The sequence below is a fragment of the Cupriavidus taiwanensis genome (assembly GCF_900250075.1).
GTDB classification, from domain to species: Bacteria; Pseudomonadota; Gammaproteobacteria; order Burkholderiales; family Burkholderiaceae; genus Cupriavidus; species Cupriavidus taiwanensis_C.
Genome location: NZ_LT977070.1, coordinates 3020905 through 3032825, shown reverse-complemented (window position 1 = coordinate 3032825; position 11921 = coordinate 3020905). Strand labels below are relative to the sequence as shown.

Sequence of the window (11921 nt, the reverse complement as noted above, 5' to 3'; positions counted from 1 at the left end):
TCCATGAATACCCCGATTCCATCCACGGCCGCAGTCGCGGCGCCGACCAAGGTGCCGGCCAAGACCCTGGCCGCACTGATTGGCTTCCTGGTGGTGGCGCTGTGCGCACCGTTCATCGTCCAGACCCTGGGCGGCAACTACTGGGTCCGCGTGCTGGACTTTGCGCTGCTGTACATCATGCTGGCGCTGGGCCTGAACATCGTGGTCGGCTTTGCCGGCCTGCTCGACCTGGGCTATATCGCGTTCTACGCGGTGGGCGCCTACATGATGGCGCTGCTCGGCTCGCCGCACCTGGCGAACCAGTTCGAGTGGATCCAGCAGCTGTTCCCGACTGGCATCCATCTGTCGATGTGGTTCGTGCTGCCACTGGCGATCCTGGTGGCCGCCACTTTCGGCGTGCTGCTGGGCGCGCCGACACTCAAGCTGCGCGGCGACTACCTGGCCATCGTCACGCTGGGCTTCGGCGAGATCATCCGTATCTTCATGAACAACCTGGACCGCCCGGTGAACATCACCAACGGTCCCAAGGGCATCACCGCGGTCGACCCCGTGCATATCTTCGGCTTCGATTTCTCGAAGTCGCACGAGATCTTCGGGCTCAAGTTCTCGCCGGTGTTCATGTACTACTACCTGCTGGTGTTCCTGGTCATCGTGATCGTGTTCGTGTGCCTGCGCCTGCAGACCTCGCGCATCGGCCGCGCCTGGGTTGCCATCCGCGAAGACGAGATCGCCGCCAAGGCGATGGGCATCAACACCCGCAACATCAAGCTGCTGGCGTTCGCCATGGGCGCGTCGTTCGGCGGCGCCTCGGGCGCGGTGTTCGGCGCGTTCCAGGGCTTCGTCTCGCCGGAGTCGTTCACGCTGTGGGAATCGATCTACGTGCTGGCGATCGTGGTGCTGGGCGGCATGGGCCATATCCCGGGCGTGATCCTGGGCGGCGTGCTGCTGGTGGGCTTCCAGGAACTGCTGCGCGTGGTCGCAGAGCCGATCCAGACCGGTGTGTTCGGCCACGTGATCGTCGATGCCGAGGTGCTGCGCCAGCTGCTGTTCGGCCTGGCCCTGGTCGGCGTGATGCTGTACCGCCCGGCCGGCATCTGGCCGTCGCCGCGCAAGGAAGACCGCCCGGTGGTGCGCCGCGCGGGCAGCGTGGGCCGTTTCTGACCAGGAGGACAACATGAGCAACAACGATTTCCTCCTGTCGGTACAGGGGGTCAACAAGCGTTTCGGCGGCCTGCAGGCCCTGTCCGACGTGGGCCTGCAGATCAAGCCGGGCGAGATCTACGGGCTGATCGGCCCCAACGGCGCCGGCAAGACCACGTTCTTCAACGTGATCACCGGCCTCTACACGCCGGATTCGGGCGAGTTCGTGCTGGGCGGCAAGCCCTACCAGCCGACCGCCGTGCATGAAGTGGCCAAGGCCGGCATTGCGCGCACGTTCCAGAACATCCGCCTGTTCGGCGACATGACCGCGCTCGAGAACGTGATGGTCGGCCGCCACGTGCGCTCCAAGGCCGGCGTGTTCGGCGCGATCTTCCGCCCGCCCTCGGTGCGGCGCGAAGAAGAGGGCATCGAAGACATGGCGCATGACCTGCTCGACTATGTCGGCATCGGCAAGTACGCCAACTTCACCGCGCGCAACCTGTCGTACGGCCACCAGCGCCGGCTCGAGATCGCGCGCGCGCTGGCCACCGAGCCCAAGCTGCTGGCGCTGGACGAGCCCGCCGCCGGCATGAACGCGACCGAGAAGGTTGAGCTGCGCGGCCTGCTCGACAAGATCAAGAACGATGGCAAGACCATCCTGCTGATCGAGCACGACGTGAAGCTGGTGATGGGCCTGTGCAACCGCCTGACGGTGCTGGACTACGGCAAGGTGATTGCCCAGGGCCTGCCGCACGAGGTGCAGAACAACCCCGCGGTGATCGAGGCCTACCTCGGCACCTCGGCGCACTGATGGCGGGAGCGGACGTAATGAATCAGCCTGCAATGAAACAGACAGTACTGAAGATCTCCGGCCTGAAGGTTGCCTATGGCGGCATCCAGGCCGTCAAGGGCATCGACCTGGAAATCCGCGACGGCGAGCTGGTCACGCTGATCGGCGCCAACGGCGCCGGCAAGACCACCACCATGAAGGCCATCACCGGCCTGCAGGGCTGGGCCGGCGGCGACGTGGAATACATGGGCAAGTCGATCAAGGGCGTGCCCAGCTACGCGCTGCTCAAGCAGGGCCTGGCGATGGTGCCGGAAGGCCGCGGCGTGTTCGCGCGCATGACCATCACCGAGAACCTGCAGATGGGCGCCTACACGCGCAACGACGAAGCCGGCATCAAGGCCGACGTCGAGCGCATGTTCGGCATCTTCCCGCGCCTGAAGGAGCGCGCCAACCAGCTGGCGGGCACCATGTCGGGCGGCGAGCAGCAGATGCTGGCGATGGCGCGCGCGCTGATGAGCCAGCCCAAGGTGCTGCTGCTGGACGAGCCGTCGATGGGCCTGTCGCCGATCATGGTGGAGAAGATCTTCGAGGTCGTGCGCGACATCTCGGCGCAGGGCGTGACCGTGCTGCTGGTCGAGCAGAACGCGCGCCTGGCGCTGCAGGCCGCGCACCGCGGCTACGTGATGGAATCCGGCCTGATCACCATGAGCGGTGATGCCAGCCAGATGCTGGACGATCCCAAGGTGCGGGCCGCCTATCTGGGCGAGTAAGCGGCGCGCCGCCGCCCCGGCTCCGACACCCCGCTGCCGCAAGAGGGGTGAGGGAGAGGGCGGGCGCCCGCAGGCGCAAGGCCTTTCCCCTTGCCGCGGGGCCCCGCGCGGACCGGCTCGGCCGGTGTGCGCGGGTTCTGCGGTGCTGGCCCTCTCCCTCACTCCTCTGCGGCGCCGTCCCGGCTGCAAAGCAAAAAGCCTCGCGTAATGCGAGGCTTTTTTTGTCTGCAGCTACCTGGAGGATCAGGCCAGCTTCTTCAGCAGCGTGCGCAGCATGCCGATCATCTGGTCGATCTCTTCGCGCGTGACGTTCAGCGCCGGCATGAAGCGCAGCAGGTTGGCGCGCGGCGCGTTCAGCAGCAGGCCCTGCGGGGCCATGTCGCGCGCTTCCTCCACCAGTTGCGGGCCGATGTCCTTGCCCAGCAGCAGCGCGCGCAGCAGTCCCTCGCCGCGTTCGCCGCCCAGGCCGAACTCGGCCGACAGCGCCAGCAGCTGCTCCTTCAGGTAGTCGCCCTTGGCCTTGACCTCGTCCAGGAAGCCGGGCGCGGTCAGCTGCTCGATCACGGCGCTGCCGACCGCGGTCATCAGCGGGTTGCCGTTGTAGGTGCCGCCCTGGTCGCCGGCCTCGAAGCTGGCGACCTCGGCCTTGCACAGCAGCGCCGACAGCGGCACGCCGCCGCCGATGCCCTTGCCCAGCGTCATGATGTCCGGCTCGACGCCCGCCAGCTCATAGGCGAACAGCGTGCCGCAGCGGCCGCAGCCGGCCTGCACTTCATCGACGATCAGCAGCAGCTTGTGCTTGTCGGCGAGCGCGCGCAGGCCCTGCATGAATTCGCGCGTGGCGGGGATCACGCCGCCTTCGCCCTGCACCGGCTCCAGCATGATGCCGACGGTCTTGTCGGTGATCAGCTGCTCGACCGAGGCCAGGTCGTTCAGTTCGGCGCGGGGGAAGCCCGGCACCTGCGGCGCGAAGATGGTGTCCCAGCCGGCCTTGCCCGACGCGCTCATGGTGGCGAGCGTGCGGCCATGGAAGCTGTGGTCCATGGTGATGATCTCGAAGGCGCCATCCTTGTGCTTGCGGCCCCATTTGCGCGCCAGCTTGATCGCGCCTTCGTTGGCCTCGGCGCCGCTGTTGGCGAAGAAGACCTTGTCGAAGCAGCTGTGGTCGGTCAGCTGCTTGGCCAGCTTCAGCATCGGCTCGTTGTAGAAGGCCGGGCTCGGGTTGATCAGCTTGTGCGACTGGGCCACCAGCGCGTCGATCATGCCCTGGTTGGAATGGCCCAGGCAGTTCACCGCCCAGCCCTGCACGAAGTCGAGGTAGCGCTTGCCGTTGTGATCCGTCAGCCAGGAGCCCTTGCCTTCGGTGAACACGAGTTCGGGGCGGTTGGTGATGTACATCAGGGATTGGACGGGATACTCAGCAAAAGCCATGGCGGACTCCAGGGGTCGGCGTGTAACGATGGACGGACGGGCGCGCAAGACGCAACCAAAACAAAAAGCCACGGGGGTTGCCCGTGGCTCGTTGACATGAACAGACGCAGTCGACGGTCAGCCGCGCGGCACCCCAGCGGGGAGCGACGTACGGAAGCTGCGGCGTCGGTTGAAGGTCGTGTGCATGCGGGCAAATATAAGGCGCACGGGCCCGGGTGTCAAAACCAATTTTGGCGAGCCCGGGCATTGTTGCGCTGGCGGAACGGCGCGCGGGCGGCCCTCAGGCCGCCGGCGGGGCCGCGTGCAGGTCGGCCTCGGAGGTGAACGAGTCGGCGAAGAACGCGTCTTCGTGCAGCTTGCACTGGCGGGTGAAGTCGCCGCGCGCGGCGTTGATCATCACCGGCGCGCCGCAGGCGTAGACCTCGTGGCCCGACAGGTCGGGGAAGTCGGCCATCACCGCCTGGTGGACGAAGCCGGTGCGGCCCTGCCAGTTGTCTTCCGGCAGCGCGTCGGAGACCACCGGCACGTAGCTGAAGCTGGGCAGGTCGCGCGCCCACTGCTCGGCCAGCGCATGCATGTACAGGTCCTTGGGCCGGCGGCCGCCCCAGTACAGCGTCATCGGACGCTGGATGCCGGTGTAGGCGGCATGCTCGACGATGGCCTTGATGGGAGCGAAGCCGGTGCCGGAAGCCAGCAGGATGATCGGCGCGTCCGATTCCTCGCGCAGGAAGAAGCTGCCCAGCGGGCCCTCGAAGCGCAGGATGTCGCGCTCCTTCATCGCCGGCTGGCCTTCCTTCGCGCCGAACACGTAGTCGGTGAAGGCGCCGCCCGGCATATGGCGGATATGCAGTTCGATCGGGCCGTCCTCGTGCGGCGGCGTGGCGATCGAATAGCTGCGGCGCTTGCCGTCGCGCAGCAGAAATTCGACGTATTGCCCGGCCAGGTACTGCATGCGCTCGGTTGCCGGCAGCTGCAGCTTGATCGCGATCACGTCGTCGGCCAGGCGTTCCAGCGAGGTCACGCGGCACGGCACCTTCTTGATCGGGATGTCGCCGGCGCCGTGGACTTCGCGGCATTCGATGGTGATGTCCGAGGTCGCATTGGCGCAGCAGAACAGCGCGCGGCCCTCGGTTTTTTCCTGCGCGGTCAGCGCCGACGGGGCATGGTCGCCCTGCACGATGCTGCCTTCGAGCACGCGGCCCTTGCACGACCCGCAGGCGCCGTTCTTGCAGCCGTAGGGCAGCCCGATGCTGTGGCGCAGGGCCGCGCCGAGGATGGTTTCGTCCGCGGCCACTTCAAACTTGTGGCCGCTGGGCATGACGGTTACTTGATAAGCCATAATCGGTCTATGAGCCAAATTCTGTCGAAGCTGCAGGCCCCGCGCCTTTCACAACCGCCGCAACTGCCGGCGCCATCGCGCCGGCTGGGCCGCCCGCGCCTGCTGATCGTCGGCTGCGGGGATGTGGGGACGCGCTGCCTGCGAATCCTGTCGTCGCGCATGCGTGTCTTCGCCGTGACCTCGCAGCCGGCACGCCGCGCCGAACTGCGCGCCGCCGGCTCTGTGCCGCTGGTGGCGGACCTGGACCGGCCGGCCACGCTGGCACGGCTGCGCGGGCTGGCCACGCGGGTGCTGGACCTGGCGCCGCCACCCGGGCAGGGCGAAGGCGATCCGCGCACGCGTGCGCTGCTCGCCGCATTGCGCCGGACGGCATGGCGCCGGACTACGGGGCGCCGCGCCAGGACGGCTGCCGGCATGCTGCCCGGCGAGCCCGCCATTCTACCCGACCGTCCCCGGCCCCGCGCTACGTTTGTCTACGCCAGTACTACCGGCGTCTACGGCGACCGCCAGGGCGCGCGCGTGGCCGAATTCCATGCGGTGCGGCCGCAGACCGCCCGCGCGCGCCGCCGCGTCGCCGCCGAGCAGGCGGTGCGCGCCTTCGGCCGCGACGCCGGCTGGCGCGCCAGCGTGGTGCGCATCCCCGGCATCTACGCCGAGGATCGCCTGCCGCTCGCGCGGCTCAAGCGCGGCACGCCGGCGCTGGTGCCGCAGGACGACGTCTACACCAGCCACATCCATGCCGACGACCTCGCCCGCATCATGGTGGCGGCGCTGTTCCGCGGCCGCCCGCAGCGCGTTGTCCACGCCAGCGACGATACCGAGCTGCGCATGGCCGACTACTTCGACCTCGTGGCCGAGCGCCGCGGTTTGCCGCGGCCGCCGCGCATCACGCGCGGCGAGGCGCTGCAGGTGATCGACAAGACCCTGCTGAGCTTCATGAGCGAGTCGCGCCGGCTCGACAACCGGCGGCTCAAGCGCGAACTGCGCCTGCGGCTGCGCTATCCCACCGTCGCCGACTTCTTCGGCGCCTGATACCTCCACCCGGCTCCTCGTGCCGCTGGCACGAGGCTTGCTACCCCACAGCGTCGTCTCGATCCTGTCTATACAGCAACACTTTCCACGCGCCTGACTGGTGCCGGCACTTGCGGCCGGATCCAGGACGGTGCAGCGCCTGGTTGCGGGTTCCGCGCCAGAATGCGCTTTTTAAGGCGATTATCCGCCTGGTTGCTTGGTGGAAGCCCTACGTTGACTTGTATATACAGGCATTGTTTAATGCCCGAAAACGAGCACGGCCACACGCATGGCCTGCCGTCGACGGACACACCAAAGGAGCGTACAGATGAGGAATCCAAGCAGGTTTCGCGGTCGGGTGGCAGGGCAGGTGGCGGTGCTGGCTGCGGCCCTGGCAGCCGGCGCGGCGCAGGCGCAGAACACGCCGGTGACGCTGGGCATGAGCGGCTGGACCGGTTTTGCGCCGCTGACGCTGGCCGACAAGGCCGGCATCTTCAAGAAGAACGGCGTCGACGTCGAGATCAAGATGATCCCGCAGAAGGACCGCCACCTGGCGCTGGCCTCCGGCGCGATCCAGTGCGCGGCCACCACCGTGGAAACCCACGTGGCCTGGAATGCCAATGGCGTGCCCATCACCCAGATCGTGCAGCTCGACAAGTCCTACGGCGCCGACGGCCTGGCCGTGCGCGCCGACGTGAAGAGCTTTGCCGACCTGAAGGGCAAGACCATCGGCGTCGATGCGCCGGGCACCGCGCCGTACTTCGGCCTGGCCTGGATGCTCAAGAAGAACGGCATGTCGCTCAAGGACGTCAAGACCACCACGTTGTCGCCGCAGGCGGCGGCGCAGGCCTTCGTCGCGGGCCAGAACGATGGCGCCATGACTTACGAGCCGTATCTGTCGACGGTGCGCCAGAACCCGGACAAGGGCAAGATCCTGGCCACCACGCTCGACTATCCGATGGTGACCGACACGCTCGGCTGCGCCCCCAAGTGGCTCAAGGACAATCCCAAGGCCGCGCAGGCGCTGGTCGACAGCTACTTCGAGGCGCTCGAGATGATCCGCAAGGAGCCGGCCAAGGCCAACGACATCATGGGCGCGGCGGTCAAGCAGACCGGCGAGCAGTTCGCCAAGTCGTCGGCCTACCTGCGCTGGCAGGACCGCGAGGCCAACAAGAAATTCTTCGAGGGCGAGCTCGCCAGCTTCAGCAAGGAAGCCGCCGCGGTGCTGCTGGACATCGGCGTGATCCGCCAGGTGCCCGACGTGACCAAGCTGTACGACGCGCGTTTCCTCAAGTAACCCGGCAGCTTTCAGGAGGCGTGACGTCATGACGCAAGCCCGTATTGGTTCACCCGCCCCGGCTGCCGCCGTGGCGGCCCCCGCTAGCGGGGAAGCGCCGCTGCGCCGGCGCCATCCGTGGCTGGCACCGCTGGTGCCGGTGGCGCCCAACACCCGCTGGATGCTGGGCCTGTCCTTCTTCGTGCTGTTCTTCGGCGTGTGGGCCGTGGTGACGCTGGGCGGCTTCGTGCCGCGCACGTTCCTGGCCGATCCGCTGACGATGGCCAGGGAGGGCATGACCCTGTTCACCGAGTACAACTTCATCGGCGACATCGGCATGACGGTGTGGCGGGTGGTCGGCGGCTTCGTGCTGGCGGCTGTGATCGCTGTGCCGCTGGGCATCTTCATGGGCGCGTACAAGGCGGCCGAAGCGTTCTTCGAGCCGTTCGTGTCGTTCTGCCGCTACCTGCCCGCGTCGGCCTTCATCCCGCTGCTGATCCTGTGGGCCGGCATCGGCGAGACCCAGAAGCTGCTGGTGATCTTCATCGGCTCGTTCTTCCAGATCGTGCTGATGGTGGCGGTGGCGGTCGGCGGCGCGCGCAAGGACCTGGTCGAGGCGGCCTACACGCTGGGCGCCAACAGTGCCGGCATCGTGCGCCGCGTGCTGATCCCGGGCGCGGCGCCGGAAATCGCCGAGATCCTGCGGCTGGTGCTGGGCTGGGCCTGGACCTACGTGATCGTGGCCGAGCTGATCGGCTCGTCGTCGGGCATCGGGCACATGATCACCGACAGCCAGGCGCTGCTCAATACCGGGCAGATCATCTTCGGCATCATCGTGATCGGCTGCATCGGCCTGGTCTCGGACCTTGTCTTCAAGCGCGCCAACCAGCGCCTGTTCCCGTGGAGTTCGATCCAATGAGCGCACTGTCCATCCAGCAGGTCTCGCGGACCTTCTCCAACCCGCGCGGCGGCCAGACCCTGGCGCTGCAGCCGGTCGATTTCGAGGTGCGCGACAACGACTTCGTCACCATCCTGGGCCCGTCGGGCTGCGGCAAGTCCACGCTGCTGCGCATCGTCGCGGGGCTGGATACCCCGACCAGCGGGCGCGTGCTGCTCGACGGCCAGCCGGTGTTCGCGCCCGGCGCGGACCGCGGCATGGTGTTCCAGTCGTACACGCTGTTCCCGTGGCTGACGATCGAGCAGAACGTGCGCTTCGGCCTGCGCGAGCGCGGCATGAGCGCGGCCGAGCAGAAGGAGCGCAGCGACTTCTTCATCCAGCGCGTGGGGCTGCGCGGCTTCGAGCACCATTTTCCCAAGCAGCTGTCCGGCGGCATGCAGCAGCGCACCGCAATTGCGCGCGCGCTGGCCAACGATCCCAAGATCCTGCTGCTCGACGAACCGTTCGGCGCGCTCGACAACCAGACCCGCGTGCTGATGCAGGAGCTGCTGCTGGGCATCTGGGAGGCGTCGCGCAAGACGGTATTATTCGTGACCCACGATATCGACGAGGCCATCTTCATGGCCAACCGGGTGGCGGTGTTTTCAGCCAGGCCGGGTCGGATCAAGAGCGAGATCGCGGTCGATTTTCCGCATCCGCGCCATTACACGATCAAGACTACGCCGGAGTTCTCCGCGCTCAAGGCGCGGCTGACCGAGGAAATCCGCGCCGAGGCCATGGCCGCGGCCGAGCACTAAGACCTTATGAACCACGCCGCCGGTACCCCGACATCCGCTTCTGCCTCTCCCACCGCGCTCTACCAGCAGGTGAAGGAGTACATCGCCCGCCAGATCCAGAGCGGCGCGTGGCAGCCGGGCGACCGGGTGCCGTCGGAGCAGGAGCTGGTGAACCGCTTCGGGGTCTCGCGCATGACCGTCAACCGGGCGCTGCGCGAACTGCAGGAGCAGGGCCGGGTAGTGCGCGTGGCCGGCGTGGGTACCTTCGTCGCCGAGCACAAGCCGCAGTCGACGCTGCTGTCGGTGGTCAACCTGCAGGACGAGATCCGCATGCGCGGGCACGACTACGCCTGCGACGTGATCCTGGTGGAGCGTGTCTCGGCATCGATCGAGGTGGCCGCGGCGCTGGAGCTGCGCACCGGCGAGTCGGTGTTCCACTCCGTGTGCGTGCACCGCGAGGACGGCGTGCCGGTGCAGCTGGAGGACCGCTACGTCAACCCGCGCGTGGCGCCCGATTTCATCACGCAGGATTTCCGCGAGACCCAGCCCGGCGAATACCTGCTGCGCCACGTGCCCTACGACCAGGTCGAGCATGTGGTCGACGCCATCGCCGCCACGCCGGAGCAGGCCGCGCAGCTGGAAATGGCGCCCACGCAGGCCTGCCTGATGCTGACCCGCCGCACCTGGACCAACGGCGTGCCGGTGACTTTCGTGCGCTGCCTGCATCCGGGCAACCGCTATCGCCTCGGCAGTCGCTTCCGTGCCGACGGCAACCCCGCTTTCGGCTGATTCCACGAGAATCCGCCTGTTACCTCAAATTTTTACCTAAGCTGTATAGACAGGAACATACAAATGACTGCCAGCCCACATGACCAAGCCTCCCATCCGCTGCTGACCCTGCAGCCGGGCCAAGTCACCCTGGCCGACCTGCGCCGTGTCTACCGCGGCGAGGTGCGCCTGGCCATGGCCGATTCCGCCTGGGCCGGCGTGCGCGCCGCGCAGGCCACGGTGCAGGACATCATCGACGCCGACGCCGTGGTCTACGGCATCAACACCGGGTTCGGCAAGCTGGCGCAGACCCGCATCCCCAACGACAAGCTGGCGCAGCTGCAGCGCAACCTGGTGCTGTCGCACAGCGTCGGCACCGGCCCGGACCTGGCCGAGGACACGGTGCGGCTGATCCTGGCGACCAAGGCGGTCAGCCTGGCGCGCGGCCATTCCGGCGTGCGTCCGGAACTGATCGAGGCCTTGCTGGCGCTGGTCAACCACGGCGTCACGCCGTGCATCCCGGCCAAGGGCTCGGTCGGCGCCTCGGGCGACCTGGCGCCGCTGGCGCATATGTCGTGCACGCTGATCGGCGTGGGCGAGGTGATGGTCGGCGGCAGGCGCGTGCCGGCCGCCGAAGGCCTGGCCCATGCCGGCCTGAAGGCGTTCGAACTGGGCCCGAAGGAAGGCCTGGCGCTGCTCAATGGCACCCAGGTGTCGACCGCGCTGGCGCTGGCCGGCCTGTTCGCCGCCGAGGACGCGTTCGCGGCGGGCCTGGTCGCCGGCGCGCTGTCGCTGGAGGCGATCAAGGGCTCGGTCAAGCCGTTCGACGCCCGCATCCATGCAGCCCGCGGCCAGGCCGGCCAGATCGCCGTGGCCGGCGCCGTGCGCGCCATGCTCGATGGCAGCGAGATCGTCGATTCGCACAAGGCCTGCGGCCGCGTGCAGGACCCGTATTCGATCCGCTGCCAGCCGCAGGTGATGGGCGCTTGCCTGGACAACCTGCAGCACGCCGCGCGCATCCTGCAGATCGAGGCCAATGCCGCGTCGGACAACCCGCTGGTGTTTTCCGAGCAGGGCGACGTGGTCTCCGGCGGCAACTTCCACGCCGAGCCGGTGGCCTTTGCCGCCGACATCATTGCGCTGGCGATCGCCGAGATCGGTGCGATTTCCGAGCGCCGGCTGGCGCTGCTGCTCGATACCGGCCTGTCCGGCCTGCCGCCGTTCCTGGTGCGCGATGGCGGCCTGAACTCGGGCTTCATGATCGCGCAGGTGACGGCCGCCGCGCTGGCGTCGGAGAACAAGTCGCTGGCGCATCCGTCCAGCGTGGACAGCCTGCCGACCTCGGCCAACCAGGAAGACCATGTGTCGATGGCCACCTACGGCGCGCGCCGGCTGGGCGAGATGGCGGCCAACACCGCGGTGGTGGTCGGCATCGAGGCCATGGCCGCGGCACAGGGCATCGAGTTCCACCGCCCGCTGAAGTCGTCGCCGCTGGTGGAACAGGAGCTGGCACGTATCCGTGCGCGGGTGGATTTTGTCGAGGGCGACCGCTATCTGGCGCCGGATATCGAGGCGATGAAGCAGTGGGTGGTGCAGGGCGATGCGGGGGCGGGATGGCCTGCTGCGGTGAGGGAAATTTTGCCGACCAACGCGGGTTGAGCCGGTCCCAGTCACGCACCAAGCGCATCAGAAACCGATCGCGCCACCAGCGCCATCCCATAA

General features: G+C 67.8%; 11 protein-coding genes. 9 read left to right on the top strand and 2 right to left on the bottom strand.

Annotated elements, in window-relative coordinates:
* Positions 1 to 3 precede the first annotated feature (3 nt).
* Genes CBM2588_RS14140 through CBM2588_RS14130 form a run of 3 tightly spaced genes read left to right on the top strand, consistent with a single transcriptional unit; the run spans position 4 to position 2700 of the window.
* A complete protein-coding gene (locus CBM2588_RS14140; protein WP_115681029.1) occupies positions 4 to 1161 on the top strand; it encodes an ABC transporter permease subunit in 1158 nt (385 codons plus the stop codon).
* Between the two features lie 13 nt (positions 1162 to 1174).
* Positions 1175 to 1951, top strand: a complete 777-nt coding sequence (locus tag CBM2588_RS14135) for an ABC transporter ATP-binding protein (protein ID WP_062801615.1) — start codon at positions 1175 to 1177, stop codon at positions 1949 to 1951.
* 32 nt (positions 1952 to 1983) lie between these two features.
* A complete protein-coding gene (locus CBM2588_RS14130; protein ID WP_115681028.1) occupies positions 1984 to 2700 on the top strand; it encodes an ABC transporter ATP-binding protein in 717 nt (238 codons plus the stop codon).
* Positions 2701 to 2943: 243 nt separating this feature from the next.
* Here the strand turns inward: CBM2588_RS14130 and CBM2588_RS14125 are convergent, their stop codons facing one another.
* Complete coding sequence (locus tag CBM2588_RS14125; protein WP_115681027.1) at positions 2944 to 4131, bottom strand: acetylornithine transaminase; 1188 nt, start codon at positions 4129 to 4131, stop codon at positions 2944 to 2946.
* A 280-nt stretch (positions 4132 to 4411) separates the two neighbouring features.
* Positions 4412 to 5470, bottom strand: coding sequence for a CDP-6-deoxy-delta-3,4-glucoseen reductase (locus CBM2588_RS14120; RefSeq protein ID WP_115681026.1), 1059 nt, complete (start codon positions 5468 to 5470; stop codon positions 4412 to 4414).
* A gap of 9 nt (positions 5471 to 5479) precedes the next feature.
* Between CBM2588_RS14120 and CBM2588_RS14115 the strand changes: the two genes are divergently transcribed.
* The 6 genes from CBM2588_RS14115 (at position 5480) to hutH (ending at position 11858) form a co-directional block, all read left to right on the top strand.
* Entirely contained in the window at positions 5480 to 6502 is a 1023-nt protein-coding gene (locus CBM2588_RS14115; protein WP_115681025.1) for an NAD-dependent epimerase/dehydratase family protein, read from the top strand.
* Between the two features lie 307 nt (positions 6503 to 6809).
* The gene (locus tag CBM2588_RS14110; protein WP_115681024.1) at positions 6810 to 7778 is read left to right on the top strand and encodes an ABC transporter substrate-binding protein; all 969 of its coding nucleotides are present in this window, start codon (positions 6810 to 6812) and stop codon (positions 7776 to 7778) included.
* 28 nt (positions 7779 to 7806) lie between these two features.
* Positions 7807 to 8676 carry an ABC transporter permease gene (locus CBM2588_RS14105; RefSeq protein ID WP_115681023.1) on the top strand — a complete coding sequence of 290 codons (870 nt, stop codon included), beginning with the start codon at positions 7807 to 7809 and terminating at the stop codon, positions 8674 to 8676.
* Positions 8673 to 9452, top strand: a complete 780-nt coding sequence (locus tag CBM2588_RS14100) for an ABC transporter ATP-binding protein (RefSeq protein WP_012353726.1) — start codon at positions 8673 to 8675, stop codon at positions 9450 to 9452. The genes CBM2588_RS14105 and CBM2588_RS14100 overlap by 4 nt, the downstream gene beginning before the upstream one ends.
* A 6-nt stretch (positions 9453 to 9458) precedes the next feature.
* Complete coding sequence (gene hutC, locus CBM2588_RS14095; RefSeq protein ID WP_115681022.1) at positions 9459 to 10220, top strand: histidine utilization repressor; 762 nt, start codon at positions 9459 to 9461, stop codon at positions 10218 to 10220.
* Positions 10221 to 10283: 63 nt separating this feature from the next.
* The gene (gene hutH, locus CBM2588_RS14090) at positions 10284 to 11858 is read left to right on the top strand and encodes a histidine ammonia-lyase (RefSeq protein ID WP_115681021.1); all 1575 of its coding nucleotides are present in this window, start codon (positions 10284 to 10286) and stop codon (positions 11856 to 11858) included.
* The last annotated feature ends 63 nt before the right edge of the window (positions 11859 to 11921 follow it).